This window comes from Flavobacterium paronense (genome assembly GCF_030409795.1).
Lineage (GTDB): Bacteria > Bacteroidota > Bacteroidia > Flavobacteriales > Flavobacteriaceae > Flavobacterium > Flavobacterium paronense.
In genome coordinates this window covers 2697336-2723845 of record NZ_JAUFQN010000019.1, presented here as the reverse complement: position 1 = coordinate 2723845, position 26510 = coordinate 2697336, and the positions used below count along the sequence as shown (strand labels likewise).

Here is a 26510-nt window from a genome sequence, read left to right as displayed (position 1 = left end):
ATTATTTGTAGAAAATAAAAATCGCATTATATTTGCAACCGCTTTAAAAGGTAACACACCTTCCTTCTTAGCTCAGTTGGTTAGAGCATCTGACTGTTAATCAGAGGGTCCTTGGTTCGAGCCCAAGAGAGGGAGCATAAAAGAGTAACATGTAAATGTTGCTCTTTTTTTATGCGTGTTATTCAGGGGCGAGAAGAGCCCATGAGAGATTTCCTTCGGCAGTCGCTTTGCTTGTGTGATAGTAAGAGGAGGACTGCCAGTGGCAGTCAGGTACACGAACTTTAGTTCGTTATGCAACTTATCGATACGAAAGTATCGGGCTTTTTTAATTTCACATTAAAAGCACCTGTCCCCATCTATTCATACATGTGGTTTGCATTACTATTTTGTTATTTTTGCCTAAACATTCCAAACCCGCCTAATGAAAAAACTAGCCTTACTATCGCTGCTCTTTGTTGTATTGCAATCATGTTCTTCGGGTGATAGTACTACTACACCACCAGATGAAATCCTGGTTAAAAAAATAGTTGACACCGACCCGGCTGGAGTTTTTACCACTAACTATACCTACAATGGTAAAAAAATAGTTGAAGCGGTGCTTTCTACTACCAACTATATCCGAAGAGGCGTATATACCTATACAGGAGATGTAATCACAAAAATAGAGTATTTTGATATTGACAATACGTTAACGGGAAGCAATGTGTACAACTTCAATACTGATAACCGCCTGGAGTCAACTGTGAAATTGAATTATAGCAACGGAACCGGTACAAGGGAAGTCTACACCTATACTCCTGATGGGAATTATTCCACCATTGTTTATAGTGGCGATTTAACTACTCAGAATACGGTAGTATCCCATAATAGCATCACCATGAGCAACGGCTCCATAAGCAGCCGTATTGAAGATACGGGGACAGTTATAAAAACGAACACTTACGTTTATGATACTAAAAACAGCCCTTTCAAAAATGTGATTGGGTTTGAACAACAAAGTCACAACCAAATACTATGGAACTACTCTGAAAACGGAGGCGCTGTTTCTACAACAGAGCAACATTATACGTATAATGCAAATGATTTCCCGGTGTCACATTATGCGGGCACCAATACCAGCAGTATTTTGAGGTATTATTATTAGTAGTTTAGCAATGCAAATTCAGACAAAAGCCCGATACGAAAGTTTTGGGCTTTTTAATTTAAAGAATACAACGCATTTGACTGTTAATCAGTCCCGATAATAATGGGGGGGAGCATAAAAGAGTAACATGAAAATGTTGTTCTTTTTTTATTTACGCTATTATTGTAAGATGAATTGTTAGAAGTCATTATAAATCTATATGTTTGTAACTGTCAGAAAATTAAACAAATTAAAAACATGAAAAAAATAATTACAATTTTATTAATAGCAATAAGTATTCAATCGTTTGGACAATGTTGGGAGAAAGTCGTTGGTGGATTTAATCATACATTAGCAAAAAAAGTAGATGGCTCACTTTGGGCATGGGGTTTAAACGACAGCGGTCAAGTGGGAGATGGTTCAACAACAACTAGAACAATCCCAAAACAAATTAGTACAGCAACCAATTGGAATAATATTTCTGCCAATGGAGCATTTTGTTTGGCTACGAAAACTGATGGCACGCTTTGGGGTTGGGGCTATAATACTAATGGACAAGTTAGCCCAGCTGGCGGTACATACCGTACAACACCTTTACAAATAGGAATACTTAACGATTGGGCACAACCATCATGCGGAGAAAGTTTTTCAAGTTGTTTGAAAACAAATGGCGAACTTTGGGTTTGGGGGAACAATGATCATGGAGAATTAGGCGATGGCACAACGATTAGAAATAACAACCACACTCGTGTTGGTGGAACAGCAACATACATCAGTGCTGATGCTGGTGTTTGGCACATGCTTGCTGTAAGATCTGATGGCACACTTTGGGCTTGGGGAGATAATGGATATGGTAATTTAGGAAATGGCACAAATGTTAGTTCACTTGTACCAATACAAATTGGCACAGATACTGATTGGGTAAAAGTGTCGGCTGGCGGTCCGTTAAGTTTAGCACAAAAAAGTAACGGAACACTTTGGGGTTGGGGCAGAAATAATGAAGGTCAAGTAGGAGTTGGAAATTTTGGAGCAGTTCGTGTTCCAACGCAAATAGGTACAGTAACCACTTGGACAAGTTTTGATGCAGGTGGGTTTCATGCAACAGCAATTCAAGTTGATGGATCGGTATGGTCATGGGGAGAAAATGTTTTTAGACAAGTTGGAGATTTGACCGCCACAAATCGTAATGTGCCTACCCGAACCGGCGGTACAACATTTTTTGCAACAGGACAAATTAGTGCTGGTAGAAATACTTGTCATGCTATAAAATCCGATGGAACACTATGGGCTTGGGGTAGTAATTCTAATTATATTTTAGGTAACAACTCCTCTGTTACAGTTCAAAACACACCCGTTGCCATTTCTTGCCCAACTTCTGTTGGGTTAGCTGTAAATGGTTTTGAAATTGCAGATAAATTAAAAGTGTATCCAAACCCGATAAAAGATATCTTAACAATTTCGTTTGATAATGAAATTACATCTATAGCTATCTATAATTTATTAAGTCAAGAGATAATCACAAAAGCTATAAATGCAACCGAAGGAAACATTGATGTTTCAGCCTTACCATCTGGAACCTATTTCGTAAAAGTATACGCTGATGGTTTGATGAAAACGATGAAAGTGATTAAGGAGTAATTATAATTTACTTGTAGAAATAAAAGCCCGATACGAAAGTATCGGGCTTTTTTAATTTCTATACTATAGAATACCACACGAAAGGATTGACTTCGTCGAATCTTCGATTTCGTGCGGTAGCTGGGGAGGTCTTTTTGTTTATAGTCAATGAGTTAACGTCATTGCGGTTTTCAGTTTTTTAGTAACTTTAAGGTCTATTTTAAAAAAGTGCTAAAAACTATAATTCCCACTTCGCTTATTCTCAAAAAACATATAGAGTGTTTTTACTTTTATTCAGGAGAATCTTCCTCGAAACTTAGGTATTTAGCATTTCCTCATTATAATACAGGTCTTTCCTTTTTCAAAGGCGCCTTTATACAAAGACAAAAATATCAGGTTGAGATTGTAGAGAGTACAAATTCCCGGGTATCAATTGAAATACTCGGAAAATATACTTGTCCTGTTTTGGTTGATTACACAGGTCAACTACAAGAAATCGCTATAATATTTAAACCCTTGGGAATAAGCAGGTTCTTTCGGGAAAATTATCAAACCATTGCCTCTGATTTTTCTCAGGAATTAAAAAGCAGCACTTGGAGTTCATTTGGGGACAACATATTCTCAGAGGATTTGGATATAAGTAAGTTGGAAACATTTTTAATTTCCCAATATGTAGATACTGATGAACTTTCAAAATTAGACATGTCACTTAATTTAGTAAACAATCCTACTAAGGAAACAGCTATTTCTGAGATTGCTCTAAAACTGGGATATAACACTAAAACATTTCAACGGCACTTTAATAAACATATGGGATGTTCGCCAATTGAATATAGAAGAATTTGTAGATTTAGAAACTCAATAGATGCAAAATTGGGCGAAAAAGAAATAAAAACCTTAACCGAAATCACCTATGAAAGTGGTTATTTTGACCAATCTTACTTCATTAAGGAATTTAAAAAACTCACCCACCATAACCCAAAAGAGTTCTTTAAAGTTGCCAATACTATTGATGGTGAATATATTATATGGGAAATTTTATAGTGTCCTAAAAATACAATTTTGCAACATTTGCTGCCAGTAATTTTGAATTAAATTAAATGGTATCAAAATGAAAACATCTTTTAACAAGTTTCTTTACATCGGGTTTCTACTTTTAGGATTGTATCAGGCATTTTTCTCTAAAGAGTATATGCAATCAGTTGCTTCATTGGGAATTGGACTGGCATTTGACCCCTTTGATCAGGAACAAAAATGGAATGACAGGCCTTTTTGGCAAAAAGCAGTGCTAATCATTCATCTTGCTCTGGTAGCTGCCATGTTTGGATTTGGAATTGGGCTGCATGATAAGTAACACCTTCTGCAAAATTACACGAAGCTATATCCTTTACTTTTTTTGAAAGTTATAAAGGGAATCACATCGTTAAATTTGTAACTGTCTTCATTAAGGGGAAACTAAAAAGCCCAATACTTTTTATCGGGCTTTTTTAATTTCACAGCAGCAGCTGACGGTTAGTTTTTATATCTTATCCAAAGCTTTTCTTTTCAGGCTTCCTATGGCTTTGAAGTAAGTAGGCGTTAAACCCGTTATTTTTTTAAACTGGTTAGACAAATGCGCCGCACTGCTGTATTCCAGTTCAAAGGCGATTTCTGCTAAGGTAAGCTGATCGTATATCAGTAGTTCTTTTGCTTTTTCGATACGTTGTTCAATAAAGTAGTTTTCTATGGTTCTTCCTTCGACCGCCGAAAATAAACTGCTCAGATAGGTATACTCATGATGCACTTTATCAGACAGGTATAGCGAAAGCTTTATTTTTCTTTCTGCATCGGGGACTTCATTGCGGGCTCTCTTGATTACCAGTTGCTTAATTTTTTCTACAATCCCGCCTGTTTGGCTGTCAATCATTTCAAAGCCCACTTTGTCCAGGCTTTCCTTTAAGTAGGCTTTTTGTTCAGCGGATAGCGCACCCGATAAATGAATTTCACCGAAAGTGACCTTTTGAAACGCTATTGACCCTGCCGCTAAAATAGCCTCAACCGCCATGACGCAGCGTTGGCAAACCATGTTTTTGACTAATAGTATTGTAGCATCCATAAGGTAAAGTTAGGTATTTGACAGCAATAAATAAGCCGCCACTTAAATAAGGGCGGCTTAAATTGACTAACAGTTGGTGATTACTTACAACTTTTACATGTACAATTGTCTCCACAGTTACAGTCGGTACAAGTACAGTTTGGATTGTTACATGCTGTGTTTTTCTTTACAGGTGCACATTGGCATTTTGCTGTTGTTTTCATGATAAATGATTTAATGATTATTACTGAGGCAAAGATATAGTCGTACTCCGCCTAGTGTATTGCATAACTTTGGGTTGCGCTTGTAAAATTTTGGGGAGGTTTTGTTGTGCCTGTTGGAATACCACACGAAAGGATTCGTGCGGTAGCGGTGGTTGCCCATTGCAATTAAAGTTATTGCTAAATAGATTAAAATTTAACAGAATCACACTTATTGTGTATTGGATAGTATTTGTTAAATCAATTTCTTTGGAAAATAAAATAATCGACATGGACACCTCTTTTGAACGTTCACAAAATACAACTGTAGAATGGTTAACTCCTCCTGAATTGGTTAAAAGCTTAGGCGATTTCGATTTAGACCCTTGTAGTCCAATTAATGCTCCTTTTCTTCATGCTAAAATTAATTTTACAACTTTGGATAATGGTTTAGTTAAAGAATGGTTTGGAAGAGTGTATTTGAATCCTCCTTACGGAAAAGGAATGGAATTGTGGTTAGAAAAATTAAAGTTTCATGGTAATGGAATTGCTTTAATTTTTGCCAGAACAGAAACCAAATGTTTCTTTCAACATATTTGGAATGATGCAGATGCTATACTTTTTGTTAAAGGAAGAATTAAATTTTTTCATGTTCAGGTGTTCAAGGTGGAACTCCTGGTGCTCCAAGTGTATTTATAGCTTATGGCAACGAGAACGCTTTGGCTTTAAAAAATTCGGGTATTGAAGGACGATTTTTAACCTTAAAATAATCCCGTTAGGGATTTTATTTGGGTAGAGAAGAATTTATTTGTTCGGAAAAATCCCTTTAGGGATGATATAAATTAGATTGGCTCTTTAAATAGGTAACGTTCATCGTAATCAATCTCAAATAATTTTAAAAACGCTAAATATTCTACCCGAATGTCATCCCTACGGGATTTTGAAATTTATATTATTATTTTCTACCCAAATAAAATCCCTAAAGGGATTATACAATTTCATAACAAATGAATTCCGCAACGTTAAATTCCGCATCAATTATCCATTCATTTTCTAACAATAACTTTTTTAACCCTTCATTTTCGTTTGCAACATCTTCAACAATTCCAATTACTTGCAGGTTTTCTATTTCCTCTCCATTAGGAGAAGAGGTAGTGCCTTCTGGGGTTATGAATATATATTTTTTCATTAGTCTATTTTCTTATAAGTTCCTCTACCATTAAATTCAATAATCTCTCTATCTCTTAAAAGTTGCAATTGCTGTCTAATTTTATCTTTAATAAAGTTATTGTTTGGGTATTTTACTTTTAAATCTTTTTCAAAATTATAAATATCTTTCAAAGTAAAGTCTCTATTGGGTATCTTTTCAATACAATTAAGAATATCTAAAATCCAACCTTTAGAGTCTAAACTTTTATTTCTTAAAAATGTTGTTTTATTAAAGGCAGTTTGAACAATTTCAGGATTTATTATTTTAGTCTTTTCAACTAAAAATATCTTACCTAGTTCCGATACTTTAGATAGGTCAATATTGCAACCTGTCCAACCAGCCCTTCTTGCCGTTTCAGACAAAGGCTTTCTTTTAATAATAATATCAGGTGTAAAAAATTGTTTTGGAATTATCAGAAAATTATCTACCACCAGCTCTTTACTATAAGTTAAAAAGAAAAAATTCGGATTAGTATCTGAGGTTATTCTCTGTATCATTGTATCATAAGCACCATCTGTAATAGTAGTACTGAACTTTCCGTTTTTGCTTTTTAACTCAAATTCTTCAGAACATTTTTTGCAGTAGAAATCAGCAACAGGTCTATTATTCTCAAAATCATTCAATGGTTTCTCACCACAACTAGGACAATAAGAATTTAGCTTTACCCAACTTTCACTTAAAACTCTTGCAATTTGTGAATTACTAGAATATCCGTTTGCAAGTTCTTTTTTGAAATTTAAATCCATTTTACTTTATTGAGTAAGTTTTGCTTGGGAATATTCTTTGGTTTCTGCTAAAATAAGAAATATACACTATACGAAAGTAAGCGTTTTGTTTACTTTTTAACAAAATAAAATCCGCATATCCAAACCGTTTTTATCGTTTGAGATTTATTATCCAATTTGCAAAAAATATAAAAAAGTAACTCCCTTACTTTTTCATCTATTTGCTAAGTTTTTTTCCTCCTTTCCTTCCTATCAAGTCCATACCTACTCCATAGCTAGTCCATAGCTAGTCCATAAAAACACTACTTTTTATGGAGTCACTATGGTTTTGCTATGCATTGCCTATTAAGTGGTTACGAACCAATTTGGCACAAAAATTGTTTATGCTACTTTATCAAGTTAATTAAGGTGTTTATTAAATTAAAATGGTATGGCTAGAATAAATAAAAAAGGGCAAATAATAGGAAGCATAGGCCCGGTAAGCTTCCGCGCCTATAATGGAAAAGAGTATTTGCAAGGTAAACCGGGTAAAAAGAAAATGAAACAAACGGTAGCCACTAAAAAAAGTGCTTCCGATTTTGGTAGAGGGAGTCGCTTGGCAAAAGCCATTCGGGAAGCGCTATTTCCTATTTTACAAAACCGTGGTGATGCTAATTTCTATCGCCGGTTTACGACCAAAATTAATACGGCCACTCAAGATGGGAATTCGAAACCTATAGGAAGTAGGACGCTGATGGAGGGTAATTTGGATTTGCTCCAAAATATCGATTGTAATCTTGCGAGTCCTTTTGTCCATTACTGTAAACTGTCGCCGACACTTTCCCTTTCGGGTTCCTGTCAGCTCACTATTGCTTTACCTGAGTTTAGCGTACTGGATTATATCGCCCAAAAAGAAAAGGCTACGCATGCCGAATTGGTATTTCTGGTAACCGCCCTTCCTACTGAAATTGATCCCGAAAATCCTATCGAACCCAAAGCAGAACTCTTCCGATTGGCATTTCCTTTAAAAGCCAGCGTTGTTCCGGCCCAACAATGGACAACAGTTGTTTTGCCTGAAGGACAGCTTATAGTGGTCGCTTCCGCTTTGTTTTATTATAGGGATAATGCGCTAGCTGGTATGGTAGGGTTGAACGGAAAGGAATTTCATCCGGTTGAAGTTAGTGCTGTTTTAAAGTGATAAAACTACCATTAGGATTCAATCCATTAGCAAAAACTTACGTTTATAAACAACAAAAAAGAGCAACAGTACGTTGCTCTTTTCGGGTTTAAACCGGTTAGTTAGATTGGTTAATTAGTTTTATTGTGCTCGGTTGATATAAATCCAGCCCGTTTTTGTTGCGGTATCCTGAAAGTTAATGACATAATAATAGGTGCCGTCCGGTAGTTCATCGCCTTTATCAGACTGCCCGTGCCATTCATTATTGTAATTGCTTTTAGTGTAGACTTTCATTCCGTAGCGGTTAAAGATGGTCAGATTCGTAACGTTATAAGCGGCCAGGTCAAAGTCATCATTGAGACCGTCATTATTTACAGAGATTCCTTTTTGAATTCCACATAAGGTATTTAATACTTCTAAATTTTGGGAATCGCTACAACCATTTTGCGTTACCACTAGCGAATAAATGCCGGGCGTTGTTATAACAACTGTAGCATCGGTACCAATTTGCGCTTCAGACGGACTATACCAGGCATAGGTGGAGCCTGATGGTTCGGTTTGTATCGCACTCAGGGTATACAATCCGCTACAACCTCCTGAAATTGTAAACTGTGGCAAGGCGTTCACTTGTATTGAAAGTGTAGTCGTCGCAGCACATTGTCCCGTATCGGGTGTGAAGGTATAGGTAGTTGTCGCTGTATTGTTAAGGGCAGGCGACCATAATCCGTTGATACTATTATTGGATGTGGTTGGTAAACCCAATAAAGCATCCCCTGTACAGATAGGCGCAACTGCGGTAAACGTTGGTGTTGTTGTTGGAGTTACCTGTATCGTTAGGGCGCCGTTTACGGCACATTGACCTGCAGTAGGCGTAAAGGTGTAGGCAGTGGTTGCCGCATTGTTTAATGCCGGAGACCAGCTTCCTGCAATTCCGTTATTGGAAGTGGTTGGTAAAGCATTCAAAGTTGTCCCCGTACAAATAGCAGCCACAGCAGTAAAGGTTGGCGTCACGGGTTGGTTAACCACAATTTGAAGCGTAGCCGTGGTGGTACATGTTCCCGACGATGGTGTAAAGGTATAGGTTGTTGTTGCGGTGTTGTTTAATGCCGGAGCCCAAGTTCCGGTAATACCATTATTGGAAGTGGTTGGCAAAGCAGTCAAAGCAGCTCCAGAACAAATAGCCGCTACAGCAGTAAAAGTAGGCACCGTTGCTGGCGTCACCGTAACGGTAACCGTTTTAGTATAAATACAGGTTACGGTTTCCTTTAACGAAATATCATCTATAGCAAAGTCATTTCCGCCTGATGAAAACTCACGGTCATAAATACAAATATTCGCTGTGGTATTAGCACCCGAATTCCAGGTAAAGGATTGTAAAGTCCAAGTACAAGTGGTAAAAGGTGCGGTAACGGGAGCGCCTAAGGAAACTCCATTAATGGTTACTTCTAATTTGGCAGGAGAGCCCGATGAAATAGAAGCTACGTAATAGGAAAAGGTATAGCTCTTGTTTGGCTGCACTGTAATCGGACTTGCAGTACACCATGCTTTAACATTACCCGTAACATCGATAGCGCCATCAAAGGCCATCATATACCCTGTACCCGTAGTGTGATCGCCACAAGAAGAAAACGGAGTAAACCAGGCTGCTGGGTTGGTAACGATATTATAAGAAGTTTGTACACCAAATGGGTTGGGGTTATCTACTTGGGTATATTCGGTAGTGAACCCGCTAATTCCCGAAGAAAAATCGCCATTCTCTACTAGATTTGCCGGGTTAGAAGGCGCACCCGAAGTAGCGGTATAGGTTGTAGTAACGGTTGGACTCACGGTTGGCGTTGCCGAATTCGGACTGACTAAAGAAGCATCCGCCGGACTTGCCGTCCAAGTGTAGGTATTTAGTCCACCGCTGACCGACAATTGCGTCGATTGTCCGGCACAAATGGTAACAGGACCGCTAATGACCAAATCATTTGGAGCTGTTAATACAATGTTAGACTGGGTATATACTTGATTATTTGAATCGGTAGCCGTAATGGTATAGGTTCCGGCTGGTAAATTAGAAAAGATACCATTGGTGTTAGTTTGCGTAACCGTACCGGTTAAATTATAGCTTCCATAAGGTAAAAAACCACCAGCCAGCGTCACTGTTATAGAACCATCTGTGGTGCTGGGACAAGTAGGGTTTGTTTTAACATACGACCCGGTAAAAGGAAGTGCTCCCGGTACTACTGAAACATCATCTATGGCAAAATCATTTCCTGATGCCGCAACACTTATAGTTTTTAAACGAATTAATACATTAGTGGCAGTAGGAACAAATGAATAACTGACCTGTTGCCATCCTTCTGCAGGTAGTGGTGCCAAATGGTCTAATGCTGCTGGATTTATATTAGTAGCATTTACAAAAAAAGCACTGATATTGGCTCGGGTAGCATCACCGGTAACCTGATTAGAAACCGATTTAACCCAATAACTAAGAACATAAGATTGTCCTATAGTAAATCCTGGAACTGTTCCACCCGTACTTCCTGCTGTCCAAATGAATCTATTTGGAGCTGTTGCTCCGTCAAAAACCAACATATTACCAGTTCCTGTGGTATGGTCTCCGCCAGCATTAAAGGTGGAGTTCATTAATGCCGGATTGGTAGTTCGGGCATAAAAACCCGGATTACTGGTTCCGGTGAGGGGATTAATCAAAGTATAATCGCTTGTCAAAAAACCATTACCACTTCCGCCAGATTCAAAATTACCATTAGTCAGGATTTGGGCATTTAAAGCAGTACTGCTTAGGCCGAATAAAAACAAAATCAAGTATGTTTTTCTAAAAGAAGTGATTAATTGTTTTTTCATGGTGTTTTAAAAAAAAGTTATAATCTATAAAAATACAACGTTTTTTTTTAAAACAGAATCTTTTCTGTTATAGAAACTATACAATTCACAATTTTTGCGTGTTATGTAATCATTATGTGATTTTTTTTAAACACATTGGCTGTGATTTTACTAAATCCTTAAATTTTGTTGTAGTAATGTTTAGTTGGTTCAGGAGTTATTGTTTTGAGGATTGGGAGAAATCAGAAAAAAAATGTTTATGAAAGGATTTTATAGGGCATCTCAATCCAATTAATGTGCAAACTACGAAATCGATATTGTTTCTTCCTTTCCTAAAGATTTGCTTAATTCGGTCGTAAAATTGTTAAATAGTCGTTAAAAAAGAACGCTTTTATTTACTTTGAAAGTTACTTTTGTTGACATATATGAAAAAAGCAATTTTACATATCATTTTCCTAAGCTTGTTATTCTCTAACAGCTTGGTACATGCAGTAGCATTTTCTCAAGATGCTAAAGTAAAAGTTGCTATTCATAAAATTAAAAAAGGGAACAACCTTACTAATGGTATATCAAAAAGAGGTTCTTCTTCGCATAAAGCAGATTTACTAACTGACTTTGATGATGATGAGGAATATGACACCGAAAATAATTCTGTTTCATTAAAGGAAAAACACTCTTGTTCTATTATATCATTTATCTCAGATAATCAAAGTGTTTCCCTAATTGCAAAACCTTTTTGGGCCAATAATTACACGCGTCATAACTTTTCGCGTCTTCCTCGTTTTACCTATATTTCGTTAAGGGTATTACTTATCTGATTTTATTTTTTTTATCGTTTTATCTGATTGTTTTGTTCTAAAACAGTCCTCCTCAATTATTAAACTTTTATATTAAAAATTATGAAAAAGCTCATAATGCTGATAAGCATTGGTGCCGTATTGAATTTAGCAAGTTGCGCCAAAAAAGAAACTGAAAAAGAAGAGACGGTTAAATATACCGTTACCAATCCAATAAAAATAGACACCGCATTTGTAAAACAATATGTGGCTCAAATAAAATCATTCCGAAACATTGAACTTCGTGCGCAAGAAAAAGGGTTTTTGCAAAACATTTATGTCGATGAAGGTCAGTTTGTAAAAGCAGGTCAGGTGTTGTTCCGAATTATGCCAAAGGTGTATGAAGCTGAATTATTGGGAGCACAAGCCGAAGAAAAAGCAGCTGAAATAGAATTTCAGAATGCTAAATCATTAGCCGACAAAAATATAGTTTCAAAAAATGAACAAGCAGTAGCCCTTGCAAAATTGCAACAAGCAAGAGCAGAAGTGTCTCTAGCAAAATTACATTTATCATTTACCGAAATAAGAGCCCCTTTTGATGGCACTATCGATAGAATTCCGAAAAAATTAGGAAGTCTAATAGATGAAGGAGAGTTGCTTACTACGCTATCGGATAACAGTCAGATGTTTGCCTATTTTAATGTAACAGAACCTGAGTATTTGGATTATGAAACCAATGTAAAAAACAGAGCCGATAACAAAGTTGGTTTGCTTTTGGCTAATGGCGATACCTATAAAGACAAAGGAAATGTGGAAGTTATAGAAAGTGAATTTGATAACGAAACAGGAAATATTGCCTTCAGAGCGCGATTCCCTAATACGGGTAAATTATTGAAACATGGAGAAACCGGAAAAATAGTGATGGAGGTTCCACTTCATAATGTGATCATAATTCCACAAAAAGCGACCTATGAAATCCAAGATAAAAAATATGTTTTTGTGGTAAATAAAAACAACGTGGTAAGCTCAAAAGAAATTACAATTAAAGGAGAAATTCCAGATTTGTATATGATTGAAAGCGGCGTTACCGAAAACGATAAAATAATTTTAGAAGGTATTCAGAAGGTGAAAGACAATGATAAAATACAATACGAATTCATAGCGCCTAAAGAAGTTATGGCTCATTTGAAATTAAAAGCAGAGTAAACACATGTAGTCAGTCTTGGGTAGTTTGTTAAAAAAAAAACAAAAGTATACTGAGCTGACACTATCAAATTCCTATTTGGTATAATCATAAAAAAATAGAGACAAATGTTTAATAAATTTATTCAAAGACCTGTTATGTCGATAGTAATATCGCTAATAATTGTCTTTTTAGGGGTATTGGCCGTTATGGGTTTGCCAATTACACAATTCCCTAGTATATCACCTGCCATAGTGAATGTTACAGCAGATTATCCCGGAGCCAACGGGGAATTGATGATCAAATCGGTTGTTATTCCTTTAGAAAGAGCTTTAAATGGCGTTCCCGGAATGAAATACATGACTTCAGATGCCGGAAATGACGGTGAAGCAAGTATTCAAATTGCGTTTAACTTAGGAACCGATCCTAACCAAGCGGCCATTAATGTTCAAAATCGTGTAGCTTCCGTTGTAAATAAACTACCTCCAATTGTAGTAAGAGAAGGGATAAAAATTACCCGTGAAGTGCCTAGTATGTTGATGTATGTCAACCTTTACAGTGACGATAAAAATACCGACATGAAGTTTTTATACAATTATGCCGATATCAATGTGTTATCAGAATTGAAAAGAGTAAATGGCGTTGGATCGGGAGATATTTTGGGGACACGGGAATATGCCATGCGAATTTGGTTGAAACCCGATCGTATGTTGGCGTATAAAATTTCTGCCGATGAGGTAATGGAAGCCTTGTCGAGTCAAAGTTTAGAAGCTTCACCGGGTAAAACAGGGGAAAGTTCGGGAAAACGCTCGCAATCTTTTGAATATGTATTAAAATATTCCGGACGTTTTACGACCAAGGAACAATATGCTAATATTATATTGAAATCAAATCCAAATGGGGAAATTTTAAGATTAAAAGATGTGGCCAACATCGAGTTTGGTAGTTCGATGTATGATATTTATTCTAATTTAAATGGAAAACCTTCGGCAGCAATCGTACTAAAACAATCTTTTGGTAGTAATGCGAATCAAGTTATTGCCGATATAAAAACAAAATTAGCCACTATTGAGAAAAAATTCCCAAAAGGAATGCATTATGAAATTTCGTATGACGTGTCTAAATTCTTAGACGCCTCTATCGAAAAAGTAATTCACACGCTGATTGAGGCCTTTCTATTGGTAGGATTGGTTGTGTTTCTTTTCTTGGGCGATTGGCGCTCAACCGTAATCTCTGCGCTTGCCATACCCGTGTCATTGATTGGAACTTTTGTGTTCATGCAATACTTCGATATTTCACTTAATTTAATTACGCTTTTTGCTTTGGTTTTGGCCATCGGAATCGTCGTCGATAATGCCATAGTCGTCATTGAAGCCGTGCATACGAAGATGGAAGAAGATAATATCTCTCCTTTAAAAGCAACCAAACAAGCCATGCACGAGATAGCAGGAGCCATAATCGCCATTACATTCTTGATGGTTGCCGTATTTGTACCCGTAACGTTTATGTCGGGTCCGGTTGGGATTTTCTATCGTCAGTTCTCTATTACCATGGCAACAGCAATTGTTCTTTCAGGTATCGTGGCCTTAACATTAACACCAGCGCTATGCGCCATGATGTTGCAAAATAATCATGGAAAACCGAAAAAGAAAACCCCTATAAATAGAGTGGTAGACGGTTTTAACAACAAGTTTAATTTGGCACAAGGTAAATACCAAAATGTATTGGCTAAAATTGTTGATAGAAGAGTAATCACTATTGTCGCCCTTTTCGGATTTTGTGCCGGAACCTGGTTAATTAGTAGCACTGTTCCTTCAGGGTTTATTCCTAATGAAGATCAAGGGATGTTTTATGCTATTATTCAAACACCTCCGGGTTCTTCATTAGAAAGAACAAATGATATTTCATTGAAATTGCAAAAAATAGCAGAAACTGTTGACGGAGTACAATCAGTTTCCTCCTTAGCAGGGTATGAAATTTTGACGGAAGGTACTGGGTCTAATTCAGGAACCTGTTTGATAAACCTTAAGGATTGGAAAGACAGAAAGCAATCGGTTCAAGAGATTATGACCGAATTAGAAGAAAAATCTAAAGATATTCCTGGAGCCAATATCGAATTTTTCCAACCACCTGCTGTACCAGGTTATGGAGCAGCGGGAGGATTCGAACTTCGTTTATTGGATAAAACAGGTTCTGGAGATTATAAAAAAATGGAATCCGTAAACAATGAATTTGTAAAAGAACTAAACAAACGCAAAGAATTATCCAATGTATTCAGTTTCTATAGCGCTAGTTTTCCACAATATCTGTTGAAAGTAGATAATGATTTGGCACAACAAAAAGGAGTGTCTATTGAAAATGCTATGAATACATTGTCTACGTTAGTGGGAAGTAATTACGAAATCAGTTTTATTAAGTATGGTTTTAACTATAAAGTAATCGTACAGGCAGCTCCGGAATATAGAGCAATGCCCGAGGATATTTTAAAGCTATATGTGAAAAACAGTCGAGATGAAATGGTGCCTTTTTCAGCCTTTATGAAATTAGAGAAGGTATACGGTTTGTCTGAAATCACCCGACACAATATGTATACTTCTACTGAAATTAGTGGTTCTGCAGCTCCCGGATTTAGTAGTGGTAAAGCTATTGAAGTCATTCAAGAAGTTGCCGCAGCAAAACTACCTAGAGGATATGATATTGACTGGGCGGGTATTTCGGCAGATGAGGTAGCACAAGGAAATCAAGCCATTTGGATTTTCCTTATCTGTTTGGCTTTCGTTTATTTAGTTTTAGCCGCGCAATACGAGAGTTTTATTTTACCTTTTTCAGTAATTCTATCCTTGTCGGCAGGTATTTTTGGTGCTTTTCTTTTCTTAAAATTTACGGGCTTAGAAAACAATATCTATGCTCAGGTAGCCATGGTAATGCTTATTGGTTTACTGGGTAAAAATGCCGTTCTGATTGTAGAATTTGCCATACAGCGACATGCCGCTGGAAAATCCGTTTTGGAAGCTGCCGTTGAAGGAGCAAGAACCAGATTTCGTCCTATTTTAATGACTTCATTTGCTTTTATAGCTGGTTTGCTTCCCTTGGTATTTGCAACAGGACCAGGTAAAATTGGCAATAGAACTATTGGAACAGCAGCAGTAGGTGGCATGCTGCTAGGAACTATATTAGGGGTGTTTTTGATACCGGGACTGTATTATATTTTCGGTAAAATAGCGGAAAAATTCACCTATATAAAAAATCAAAAAGAAAATCCATTAACCGAAGAATTTGATAATCATCATGCTGAATAAAATAATAACTTATAGATATAGTGTTGCGTTAGGCATTTGCCTAGTGGTGGCAAGTTGTTCCCCAGCTATTTCGACTTTGAATGAAAACAAAGCGGCTGTCCCAGCGTCTTTTGACAAAAGTACCGATACTACCAATACTTCAACCACGAAATGGCGTACTTATTTTAAAGATGCTAACTTGGTTAGTTTGATTGATAGTGCGCTAAAAAACAATCAAGAACTGGAAATGACGTTGCAGGAAATTGAAATTGCCCGCAATGATGTCAGAGTCAAGAAAGGATTGTTGTTGCCAATGGTTACTGCTGGCGTTGGCGCCGGAGTTGACAAAGTAGGTCGTTATACAAGCGCAGGGGCTGGAGATGCTTCAACGGATATTACTCCAGGAAAAGAAGTTCCTGAAGTACTTCAAGATTACGGACTTGGTTTACACGCCGTTTGGGAAGTAGATATTTGGAAAAAGTTACACAATGCAAAAAAAGCTGCTTTTACAAGGTATTTGGCTACCATTGAAGGTAAAAACTTTGTGGTAACCAACTTGGTTGCCGAGATTGCAAACTCTTATTATGAGTTGCTGTCGTATGACAATCAATTAGACATTATACAACAGACCATTACCTTGCAGAAAAATGCATTAGAAATTGTAAAAGCGCAGAAAGAAGCCGCCCGAGCGAATGAGTTGGGGGTGAAAAAATTTGAAGCTGAAGTATTCAATTCTCAAAGCAGAGAGTTTCAAATTCAGCAACAAATTAAAGAAACGGAGAATAAAATCAATTTCTTATTGGGTCGCTATCCACAACCTATTTCTAGGGACAAAACGGTTTTGATTTCGCAGCTGCCACAGCAAATTCAAGCGGGTATTCCGTCACAACTATTAGCCAATCGCCCTGATATTAAACAAGCTGAATTGGAATTATTTGCGACCAAGTGTGATGTAAAAGCAGCTAAAGCAGAATTTTATCCTTCGTTTACTATTGCCGGAGGTATAGGTTTTAATGCGTTTAAACCATCTTATCTTTTTACGTCTCCTGAATCGTTAATCTATAATTTGGTTGGTGATTTAACAGCTCCTTTAATTAACAGAAATGCAATTAAAGCCGAGTTTAATAAGGCAAAAGCGGAACAATTGAAAGCTTTATACAATTACCAAAAAACCGTTTTGAATGGTTATATAGAAGTTTCTAATGAATTGTCTAACATTAAAAATCTAGAACAATTCTATGACCTTAAGAATAAAGAAGTGCAGTCGCTAACCACCGCCATCGACGCTTCAAATGATTTGTTCAAAGCATCTCGAGTAGATTATTTCGAAGTGCTGATGACGCAACGCGATGCCTTAGAATCAAAGTTAGAATTGATTGAAGCGAAGAAGGAACAATTCAATGCAGTGACTAATGTTTACAGGGCATTAGGCGGCGGCTGGAATTAAATGAAAAGGTCTTGTTTGTGTTTTGAAAGAGGCCCTCGGGCCTCTTTTTTACCTATATATCATCCCTACGGGATTGATTGCCTATGTGATGTTTTTTACCTATATATCATCCCTACGGGATTGATTGCCTATGTGATGTTTTTTACCGATATATCATCCCTAAAGGGATTGAAATCAGAGGTATATATATTTAAATAATCCCGTTAGGGATTTTATATCGGTAACATAGCCTCTCCTTGACACGGAAAATCCCGTTAGGGATGATATAAATCAGATAGGTTCCTTAAAAATATATCTTTCATCATAATCAACCTCAAATAGTTTTAGAAACTCTAAATATTCCTCTCGAAACGTTTTTACCGCATGATGTTGCTCCTGATTTCTAATATACTTAATTACATTGTTTAGATCAGATTTGGAATAAGAAAATGCTCCATACCCTTCTTGCCATTCAAATTTTACTTTTAAAAACTTCTTTTCATTTATCCACTTTGAAGAACTTCTTTTGACATCTTGTAATAAATCGGATATAGATTGGGTTGGTCGCATACCGATAAGTATATGAATATGGTCAGCAACTCCGTTTATGGCTAATACTTTATGATTGTGGTATTTAATTATTCCGGTTATATATTGGTATAATTCGTCTTTGAATGAGGAATGTAGTAAGCCTTTGCGGTATTTCACCACTAAAACGAATTGAATGTGAATTTGGGTGTATGTATTTGCCATACCAATATTAAATCCCTAACGGGATTGAGTGTTTTTTTATAAAATTACGGAATGCAGCATGCTAAAAGGTACACAAAAAGTGTACTTTTTAACAAAAAATTATTTTTTCTAAACTGCTTTAATTACATAGGTAACAATTCCCCAAATGATTAACTCGTTATCTTCGGTGACTTTTATAGGTTGAAAGTCATTGTTTTCGGGCATTAGATAGACATAATCTTTCTCTATTTTGATGCGCTTTACGGTAAACTCATTATCAATATAACAAACAGCAATTTTATTAGCTGTAGGTTGCAGACTCCGATCAATAACCATAATATCGCCATCATCAATGCCTGCGCCAATCATTGAAGTACCAACGGCTTTAGCATAAAAAGTAGCTTCCCGATTTTTGACTAAGGTGTTGTCTAAACTAATTTTGGTTTCATCAAAATCGGCTGCCGGCGAAGGGAACCCCGCCTTGATACCGCTAGCGTAGTAGGGTAGTTGTTGTGCGTTTTCCAAATCGGGAATAAAGAAAGTAAGGTTTTTTTGTTTTATCATAGTTTCGTCAGTTCGAGTGTTCGCTGCGGCGGATGTATCGAGAACCGTTTTGCTTTCTGGCTTCTCGATACGTTTTTGGCTAAGTAATTAATTTTATCTCCTCAAGGCTGTCGAGCCAAAAACACTCGAAGTGACGGAGTTTTTACAAGCATCTTATTTCCAGTATTTCGTTAAAATTGGTCGTGTATCTTTTAGACAAATGCTCTTGTTTCATTTTCCAGGTGCGTTGTAAATCTTGATTGCCCAATCGTATTTTGCGTTCGCCCGTTTTCTTATAATGATCGTCCATAACTTTCATCAGTTTCAGATGCTTTGGATTTTCTTCTTCAAACAAATGGAATTGTTTCTGGTTTTCGGGAATGATTTCGGTTACGATTACGCCTGCCTTTTTATAAATTTCGCCTTCTTCAAACATAGTCTTTAACATCTTTACGGCCACATTACTAATGGTAATAGAAGAGTTACTGGCAAAGGGCAAGCATTCTATTTTATAGAAATTATAGCGTTGCCTGTCAGTTTTATACTTGTCTTTGCGCAAATAGACCATTACGCCATGGCAACAGGATTTTTGTTTGCGGAGCTTTTCGGCACAGACCGTAGCAAAAGTCGAAACGCGTTCTTTCATTTCGTCAAGCGTGGTAATGTTTCCGGCAAAACTTCGGGTAATGGCGATGGTTTTTTTATCTTTTGGCAAATCTAATTCTAATACTGATTTCCCTTCCAGTTCATATTTTAATCGCAATCCCACAACGCCCATTTCTTTTTTGATAAAGGCTTCGTTATGTGGTAACGTAAAATCATAAGCCGTGTTAATATTCTTGATTTTCATTTTCTTAGTCAGTCGGAAACCAATGCCCCAAACATCTTCAATTTTGGTCCATTTCAAGGCTTTAATTCGCTTCTCTTCGGAATCAATAACATAGACACCTTTAGTTCTGTCTGGAAATTTTCTGGCAATTTTATTGGCGACTTTGGATAAGGCTTTGGTTTCGGCAAAACCAACAGAAACCGGAATGCTCAACCATTTCATAATGCGACGTTTCATCTGCAGACCGTAATCGTGATAATCAGGAATTTGCATTCCATCAAAATTCATAAACGCTTCGTCTATGCTGTACGGTTCGGTGTGTGGTGTAAAACCTTCCAGGATTTTCATCACCCGATTACTCAAATCGCCATACAAAGGATAATTAGACGAAAAGACATGAATGTTTTTTTCTTTTAATTCCTGACGCACTTTGAATTCGGGTGCGCCCATCGGAATGCCTAATGCTTTGGCTTCGTCACTACGTGAAATAATGCAACCATCGTTATTAGACAAAATAACAATGGGTTTTCCGTTCAGCTGGGGCTGAAAAACACGTTCGCAGGAAGCGTAAAAATTATTGCAATCGACTAAAGCATACATGAGGTAAATTTACGCAATAGCCGACTATTTTTTGCCGCTGTTGATAACTAAAAAATCCATCAAAATGACTCTTGATGGATTTTAGTATTTTTTAAAAATGCAGTTTTTAGTTTAGTAAATTGGTTACTAAGGATGGATAAATCCCAATGATAATATTTAGTAAAATAGCAACAACCGCTACAGCGTAATATACAAAAGGAACGGCTCTTTTATCTTCAGAAGCTTCTTTGGTGTACATCGCTAAAATCAATTTGAAGTAATAGCCTACACTAATGATTGAGTTGATAACTGCCGCAATCACCACTACTAAATAACCCGCTTTTATGGTTTGAGTGAATAACATGAATTTAGCAAAGAATCCTGAGAAAATAGGAATTCCGGCCATTGATAAAAGTGACGCTGTTAGTATGGCCGCCAATAACGGATTTGTTTTTGCTAAGCCATTAAAGTTGAAAATATCCTCATTGTCTTTGTCTTTAGTAACATAAATAATTACGGCAAAAGAAGCAATACCAGCCAAAGCGTATGCTGAAGTATAATACAATAAGGTTGAAGCCGCAGTCGACATGCTAAGCAATGCCATAAGCATAAATCCCGCGTGAGAAATACCCGAAAATGCCAACATACGTTTCACATTGGTTTGACGCAATGCCATAATATTTCCGACAGTCATTGAAAGGATAGAAATAATCACAATCAGCATCTCAGCTTTTGGAGACAAGCCAGACAATCCGCTTAGTAACTTATAAAGCGTTGCCATAGCTACTACTTTTGCCAAAGTACTCATGGTAGCCGTTGTCATTGATGGTGATCCTTCATAAACATCGGGAGCCCAAAAATGGAATGGAGCAGCAGCAATTTTGAACAACATTCCAATAACGATTAGTGTTATACCAATTGGAAACCAAACCGGTAGACCAGCGCCTTGCGATAAATCATAGATTTCTGCCATGTCAAAATAACCCGTGGCTCCATACACTAAACAGATTCCGAATAGAATAAATCCAGAGGCAAAGGAACCCATTAGGAAGTATTTCATTCCGGCTTCATTACTTTTTATGTCTAGTCTTCGACTTGCTGCTAAAATGTAAAGCGAGATAGAAAGTACTTCAATACCTAGGAAGAACATGGCTAAATTTCCAAATGAAACCATAGCTACAGCTCCCGATAAAAGGAAAATCTTTATGGCTATAAAATCAGAAATCTTAGTTGGATGGTCTTTATAAAAGTCGCCACTTAATGCCACTAAGAAAATGGTCAAAATGATAAATAAACTTGAGAAGGCAACCGAAAACTTATTTACCACAATCATATTGTTGTAAAAAGAGGCAGGTGTATTAAACTCAGCTATGGTAAGTCCAAGAATAGCTAACAGTCCAAGAACAGCCACTGGAACCAATAGCTTTCTTAAATTAAAGATTTCAGCGATAAGGCAAAAAACACCTAAACCTGATATGGCAATTAATGTATTCATTTCTGGACTTTTATCTGTTTATGGTTTCTAAAATTTGATTTAAACTTGGCGTCACCAAATCCACTATCGGTTTTGGATACAATCCGAAGAATAATAAAAAGCCTATGATAGCAACTAATGTTATCGCTTCATTGGTAGTTACATCTGTAAAAACTTTGGTGTTGGTTTCTCCGAGCATGGTGTTTTGGAACATTTTCAACATATAGTAACCGCCCAATATAATGGTGGTTCCGCCTAAAATAACAAACCAAATATTGATTTGGCTTAAACTATATAAAACGGTGAACTCTCCAACAAAGTTAAATGTTCCCGGTAAAGCTACAGAGGCTAATACCAAAAGCATAAACATTGAAGAAAATCTTGGAGTTTGTGCTCTGATTCCGCCCATTTCAGCGATAGTTCTAGTTTCGTATCTTCTGTAGATGATTTCGGTAGCAAAGAATAATCCAACGATAACAAAACCGTGAGCAATCATCTGTGAAACGGCACCACTTAATCCGTCAAGGGTTAAAGTATAACAACCAGCGGCAATTAAGCCAACGTGTGCTAGTGAAGAATAGGCTAATAATTTTTTTAAATCTTTTTGGCGTAACGCTACAATCGAACCATAAATCACTCCGGCAATACTCAAACCTATCAATACTGGCATATAGGTTTTAGCTGCTTGTGGCGCAATAGGTAATTGCCAACGAATGATGCTGTATAATCCCATTTTTAGCATGATTCCAGAAAGAAGCATTGTTCCAACGGTTGGGGCTTTTTGATATACTTTTGCCTGCCAAGTATGGAAAGGAATAATTGGAATTTTGATAGCATACGCTAAGAAGAAAGCAAAGAAAATATAGCATTGTTCTGTTGAAGACAAATCTAATTTGTATAAATCTTCTAAAAGGAAACTATTCGCTTTTGTATATAAATAAGCAAAACCAATCAACATGAAAAGCGAACCGGCAAGCGTGTAAATAAAAAATTTGACTACTGCTTTTTTGCGTTCTTCTGCATCGCCATTACCCCAAATTAATGCAATGAAATAAATAGGGATCAAAGATAATTCCCAGAAAATATAGTACAACAAACCATCAGCTGCTAAGAACGTTCCTGTCATAGCAAAAGCCATGAACAATACTAATGCGTAGAAACTTTTAGCATTGGTAAAAGTATTTCCGAAAGATGAAAATATAATTAGCGGTGTTAAAGCAGCAGTTAATAAAACCATTGCCAAAGAAAGGCCATCCGCTTTGAAAGCCAAGCTTACTTTTGGGATATCAATCCAATTTGATATAAAACTGATGTTTGCTCCGTCAGTATATAGTGTCAGTAAATATAAAGTAACAGCCAGAGCTCCCAAACTGAAAATCAGCGCTACTTTTGAAGCTAATTTATCTCCGGAAAAATAGGTGATGATGGCACCAGAAAGCAGTAAAATTAATATAGTAGTTACATCCATTATGTAAAAATTATTTTGCTATAAATAAATAAGTTATGATGGCGCCTACACCAATTACAAAGGCAAATAAGTACAAACCAATACTGCCTGTTTGTAATTTTTTACCTTGAGTTCCAATGCCATTGGCAACAGTTCCGAAACTAAATACTACCTTTCCTAAAGCAGGTTCTAAAGTTGTTCTAAAGAAATTAGACAAACTATTCAAAGGTCTTACAATTAGGAAGGTGTAAAATTCGTCTACATAATATTTGTTGTAAATGATATTGCTTACCCCAACAATTTCGGCATCTTCTTTTGGAACAAATGCTTGTTTGATGTATTTAGCATACGCCCAAAGAATTCCAAAAACAGCTCCGGCTAAGGCAATTCCCATCAACATATACTCGTGTGTTCCCAAAGCATGTTCTTCGTGTTTTGTGGCTAAAATTGGTTCCAGGAAATGGTTTAACCAATTGCTTCCCGGTAAATTTATCGCTCCGCCAACAAAAGCCAAAATAGCTAAAATGATTAAAGGAATAGTAATCAGACTTGGACTTTCATGCAAATGATGTTTTTGTTCTTCTGTTCCTCTGAAGTCTTTGAAGAAGGTCAAATACATCAATCTAAACATATAGAATGCTGTCATGATAGATGCTATAGAAGCCACAACCCATAATACTTTATTATGTTCAAAGGCTACCATCAGGATTTCATCTTTTGACCAGAAACCTGCAAATGGAAATATACCTGCAATCGCTAAAGTTGAAATCATCATGGTCCAGAACGTGATAGGCATCGCTTTGCGCAAACCACCCATTTTTCTCATGTCTTGTTCGCCGTGCAATCCGTGAATTACCGAACCTGAACCTAAGAACAAACACGCTTTGAAGAATGCATGTGTGATTACATGAAATACAGCAACATTATAAGCTCCCAATCCTAAAGCCAGGAACATTAATCCCAATTGAGAAACCGTAGAATAGGCCAATACTTTTTTGATGTCGTTTTGAAGTAATCCAATCGAAGCAGCAACTAAAGCGGTTGAGGCACCAACAATAGCAATGATGTTTTGAACAAACGGAGTTAAATCGAATAAGAAGTTCATTCGGGTAACCATAAAGATACCCGCTGTTACCATCGTTGCAGCGTGAATCAACGCAGAAACTGGCGTTGGTCCGGCCATCGCGTCAGGTAACCAGGTATAAAGTGGTAATTGTGCTGATTTTCCACAAGCGCCTATAAATAAACATAGAGCAGCAACAGTTAATAAAGCAGTATCTGCATTTCCGGTAGTTAGAGCCTGTTTCATTTCAACAAAATTCAATGTTGAAAACAAGCTTCCTAAGATAAATATCCCGATAAGGAAACCTAAATCCCCAATACGGTTCATGATAAAAGCTTTCTTGGCAGCATCGTTGTAGGATTGGTTTTTATACCAGAATCCGATTAGCAAATAAGAACACAATCCAACGCCTTCCCAACCGATAAACATTACCAACAAGTTACTTCCGATTACCAATGTTATCATGAAGAACACAAACAAGTTCAAATAAGCGAAGAACTTATGTATATTCTCATCGTCGTGCATATAGCTTATGGAATACAAATGAATAAGTGAACCAATTCCGGTAACGAACAACAACCAAAGCAACGACAATTGGTCTAATAAAAGTCCGAAACTTAATTTAAAATTATGAACAGAAATCCAGTCAAATAATGTTATTTCGAATGGTTTCCCGTCTTGATTTAATTGTGCAAAAAAACAAATGCTCATTAGGAAAGAAACCAAAACGGTTAAGGTTCCGATAGCACCAGAAATTCCTTTGCTTACTTTTTTTCCGAAGAAAACATTAAATAGAAATCCAACAAATGGTGATAAAAGTAATAGTAAAGCTAAATTTGTTTCCATTTCAGATTATCCTTTTAAGTTCTTTAAATTAGCGATATCAATGGAGCCAATATTTCGAAATACCGAAACTAAAATCGCTAATCCAACAGCAACTTCTGCTGCAGCAACAGCCATTGAGAAGAATACAAATATTTGTCCTTCGGCATCTTGATGATAGGTTGAAAAAGCCACAAACAATAAGTTGACAGCATTCAGCATAATCTCGATTGACATGAATACAATAATCGCATTACGTCTGTACAGTACGCCAAAAACGCCGATACAAAATAATAGCACCGAAAGGAAAATGTAGTTTTCTATACCAATTTGATTTAAAATATTATTCATTATTTCTTCTCTGTTTTTTCTTTTTTAGACAATAAAACCACTCCAATCATGGCAACTAACAATAAGATAGAGGCAAACTCAAAGGGTACCATATATTCATTTAATAAAATTTTACCTAGTGTTTTTATGGATTGAAAATCTTCACCAGAAGTATCATAATCACCCATAATGGTTTTAGAATTGATGAAAACAGTTACTAAAACAACGCTCATTAAAATAAAAACTACTATAGCTCCAAGTCTTGTAATTCGGGGTTTATGCACTTCGTCTTCCTTATTCAAATTCATTAACATGATCGTAAATAAGAACAATACCATGATGGCTCCAGAGTACACAATAATATGTACAATGGCTAAAAATTGCGCATTGAATAATAAATAATGACCTGCAATTGAGAAAAAGCAAATCACTAAATAAATAGCGCTGTGAATAGGGTTTTTGCTATAAATTGTCAAAAACGCTGAGGCCAATGTAATGGCTGATAAAAAGTAGAATATAATAGTTATAGGCGACATTAGTTAGCGTTTTTAAGTTGAGCATTTTTCATTGCCATATCTAAAGGCATTACCAATTTATCTTTACCGAAAATGAAATCTTCTCTTTCATAACTAGAAGGAACTAATTTTTTGGAAGTGGTCAAATAAATAGCATCTTTAGGACAAGCTTCTTCACAAAGTCCGCAGAAAATACAACGCAACATGTTGATTTCGTAAATCGACGCATACTTTTCTTCGCGGTATAACATTTCTTCACCTGGTTTGCGTTCTTCCGCTTTCATAGTAATGGCTTCCGCTGGACAAGATAAGGCACACAGCCCACAAGCGGTGCAGTTTTCACGACCTAATTCATCTCGTTTCAACATATGTTGACCACGATAAACAGGGCTGAATTCACGTACTTGTTCAGGGTAATGAATGGTTGCCTTTTTTCTAAAAAAGTGTTTAATGGTAATAAGCAATCCTTTGACGATAGCTATTAGATATAACCTTTCCCAAAAAGTCATTTCCTTATTGGAAACTTGTTTTTTTCTACCCGAAAGGGATATACTTTGTATTGATGCTGACATAATTTCT

At 36.6% G+C, this 26510-nt stretch carries 23 protein-coding genes and 1 tRNA gene; 11 read left to right on the top strand and 13 right to left on the bottom strand.

All coding sequences use genetic code 11. The features are described from left to right. The first annotated feature begins 61 nt into the window (after window positions 1-61). The 5 genes from QWY90_RS13100 to QWY90_RS13080 all read left to right on the top strand — a co-directional run bounded on the left by QWY90_RS13100 (window position 62) and on the right by QWY90_RS13080 (window position 4094). A tRNA-Asn gene (locus QWY90_RS13100) sits at window positions 62-135 on the top strand. Window positions 136-421: 286 nt separating this feature from the next. After that, window positions 422-1144: a hypothetical protein gene (locus tag QWY90_RS13095; protein WP_290286419.1), complete on the top strand. Its 723-nt coding sequence runs from the start codon at window positions 422-424 to the stop codon at window positions 1142-1144. Between the two features lie 237 nt (window positions 1145-1381). Then, a complete protein-coding gene (locus QWY90_RS13090; RefSeq protein ID WP_290286418.1) occupies window positions 1382-2761 on the top strand; it encodes a T9SS type A sorting domain-containing protein in 1380 nt (459 codons plus the stop codon). A gap of 207 nt (window positions 2762-2968) precedes the next feature. Then, window positions 2969-3784: a helix-turn-helix domain-containing protein gene (locus QWY90_RS13085; RefSeq protein ID WP_290286417.1), complete on the top strand. Its 816-nt coding sequence runs from the start codon at window positions 2969-2971 to the stop codon at window positions 3782-3784. A gap of 67 nt (window positions 3785-3851) precedes the next feature. After that, on the top strand, window positions 3852-4094 hold the full coding sequence (locus tag QWY90_RS13080) for a hypothetical protein (RefSeq protein ID WP_290286415.1): 243 nt from the start codon (window positions 3852-3854) through the stop codon (window positions 4092-4094). A gap of 165 nt (window positions 4095-4259) precedes the next feature. On the opposite strand, the gene QWY90_RS13075 is transcribed toward QWY90_RS13080, so the two are convergent. After that, the gene (locus QWY90_RS13075) at window positions 4260-4835 is read right to left on the bottom strand and encodes a helix-turn-helix domain-containing protein (RefSeq protein ID WP_290286414.1); all 576 of its coding nucleotides are present in this window, start codon (window positions 4833-4835) and stop codon (window positions 4260-4262) included. 449 nt (window positions 4836-5284) lie between these two features. On the opposite strand from QWY90_RS13075, the gene QWY90_RS13070 reads away from it, so the two are divergent. Continuing rightward, window positions 5285-5713 carry a DNA N-6-adenine-methyltransferase gene (locus QWY90_RS13070; protein ID WP_290286413.1) on the top strand — a complete coding sequence of 143 codons (429 nt, stop codon included), beginning with the start codon at window positions 5285-5287 and terminating at the stop codon, window positions 5711-5713. 289 nt (window positions 5714-6002) lie between these two features. Here QWY90_RS13070 and QWY90_RS13065 read toward each other — a convergent pair whose 3' ends face one another. Continuing rightward, window positions 6003-6203, bottom strand: coding sequence for a hypothetical protein (locus tag QWY90_RS13065; RefSeq protein WP_290286412.1), 201 nt, complete (start codon window positions 6201-6203; stop codon window positions 6003-6005). Then, window positions 6203-6970 (bottom strand): DpnI domain-containing protein, encoded by a 768-nt coding sequence (locus QWY90_RS13060; RefSeq protein ID WP_290286411.1) that lies wholly within the window; start codon window positions 6968-6970, stop codon window positions 6203-6205. The genes QWY90_RS13065 and QWY90_RS13060 overlap by 1 nt, the downstream gene beginning before the upstream one ends. A gap of 409 nt (window positions 6971-7379) precedes the next feature. On the opposite strand from QWY90_RS13060, the gene QWY90_RS13055 reads away from it, so the two are divergent. Further along, the gene (locus QWY90_RS13055; RefSeq protein ID WP_290286410.1) at window positions 7380-8126 is read left to right on the top strand and encodes a hypothetical protein; all 747 of its coding nucleotides are present in this window, start codon (window positions 7380-7382) and stop codon (window positions 8124-8126) included. Between the two features lie 120 nt (window positions 8127-8246). Here QWY90_RS13055 and QWY90_RS13050 read toward each other — a convergent pair whose 3' ends face one another. Beyond that, the gene (locus QWY90_RS13050; RefSeq protein WP_290286409.1) at window positions 8247-10955 is read right to left on the bottom strand and encodes a T9SS type B sorting domain-containing protein; all 2709 of its coding nucleotides are present in this window, start codon (window positions 10953-10955) and stop codon (window positions 8247-8249) included. Window positions 10956-11359: 404 nt separating this feature from the next. On the opposite strand from QWY90_RS13050, the gene QWY90_RS13045 reads away from it, so the two are divergent. The 4 genes from QWY90_RS13045 (at window position 11360) to QWY90_RS13030 (ending at window position 17618) form a co-directional block, all read left to right on the top strand. Continuing rightward, window positions 11360-11752, top strand: coding sequence for a hypothetical protein (locus QWY90_RS13045; RefSeq protein WP_290286408.1), 393 nt, complete (start codon window positions 11360-11362; stop codon window positions 11750-11752). An 81-nt stretch (window positions 11753-11833) separates the two neighbouring features. Beyond that, on the top strand, window positions 11834-12916 hold the full coding sequence (locus QWY90_RS13040; protein WP_290286407.1) for an efflux RND transporter periplasmic adaptor subunit: 1083 nt from the start codon (window positions 11834-11836) through the stop codon (window positions 12914-12916). Window positions 12917-13021: 105 nt separating this feature from the next. Next, window positions 13022-16192 (top strand): efflux RND transporter permease subunit, encoded by a 3171-nt coding sequence (locus QWY90_RS13035; RefSeq protein ID WP_290286406.1) that lies wholly within the window; start codon window positions 13022-13024, stop codon window positions 16190-16192. After that, a complete protein-coding gene (locus tag QWY90_RS13030) occupies window positions 16182-17618 on the top strand; it encodes a TolC family protein (protein ID WP_290286405.1) in 1437 nt (478 codons plus the stop codon). The genes QWY90_RS13035 and QWY90_RS13030 overlap by 11 nt, the downstream gene beginning before the upstream one ends. 270 nt (window positions 17619-17888) lie before the next feature. Here the strand turns inward: QWY90_RS13030 and tnpA are convergent, their stop codons facing one another. From tnpA to QWY90_RS12985, 9 genes are all read right to left on the bottom strand, one after another. Next, complete coding sequence (gene tnpA, locus QWY90_RS13025) at window positions 17889-18350, bottom strand: IS200/IS605 family transposase (RefSeq protein WP_290286404.1); 462 nt, start codon at window positions 18348-18350, stop codon at window positions 17889-17891. 108 nt (window positions 18351-18458) lie between these two features. Continuing rightward, entirely contained in the window at window positions 18459-18893 is a 435-nt protein-coding gene (locus QWY90_RS13020; RefSeq protein WP_290286403.1) for a LexA family protein, read from the bottom strand. A gap of 142 nt (window positions 18894-19035) precedes the next feature. Next, window positions 19036-20301 (bottom strand): Y-family DNA polymerase, encoded by a 1266-nt coding sequence (locus QWY90_RS13015; RefSeq protein ID WP_290286402.1) that lies wholly within the window; start codon window positions 20299-20301, stop codon window positions 19036-19038. Window positions 20302-20407: 106 nt separating this feature from the next. Continuing rightward, a complete protein-coding gene (locus QWY90_RS13010; RefSeq protein WP_290286401.1) occupies window positions 20408-21775 on the bottom strand; it encodes an NADH-quinone oxidoreductase subunit N in 1368 nt (455 codons plus the stop codon). A gap of 10 nt (window positions 21776-21785) precedes the next feature. After that, window positions 21786-23222, bottom strand: a complete 1437-nt coding sequence (locus QWY90_RS13005) for a complex I subunit 4 family protein (RefSeq protein ID WP_290286399.1) — start codon at window positions 23220-23222, stop codon at window positions 21786-21788. Window positions 23223-23232: 10 nt separating this feature from the next. After that, complete coding sequence (nuoL, locus tag QWY90_RS13000) at window positions 23233-25110, bottom strand: NADH-quinone oxidoreductase subunit L (protein ID WP_290286397.1); 1878 nt, start codon at window positions 25108-25110, stop codon at window positions 23233-23235. A gap of 6 nt (window positions 25111-25116) precedes the next feature. Continuing rightward, the gene (nuoK, locus tag QWY90_RS12995; RefSeq protein WP_290286396.1) at window positions 25117-25437 is read right to left on the bottom strand and encodes an NADH-quinone oxidoreductase subunit NuoK; all 321 of its coding nucleotides are present in this window, start codon (window positions 25435-25437) and stop codon (window positions 25117-25119) included. Continuing rightward, complete coding sequence (locus tag QWY90_RS12990; protein WP_290286395.1) at window positions 25437-25952, bottom strand: NADH-quinone oxidoreductase subunit J family protein; 516 nt, start codon at window positions 25950-25952, stop codon at window positions 25437-25439. The genes nuoK and QWY90_RS12990 overlap by 1 nt, the downstream gene beginning before the upstream one ends. Then, window positions 25952-26503: a NuoI/complex I 23 kDa subunit family protein gene (locus QWY90_RS12985; protein WP_290286394.1), complete on the bottom strand. Its 552-nt coding sequence runs from the start codon at window positions 26501-26503 to the stop codon at window positions 25952-25954. The genes QWY90_RS12990 and QWY90_RS12985 overlap by 1 nt, the downstream gene beginning before the upstream one ends. Between the last annotated feature and the right edge of the window lie 7 nt (window positions 26504-26510).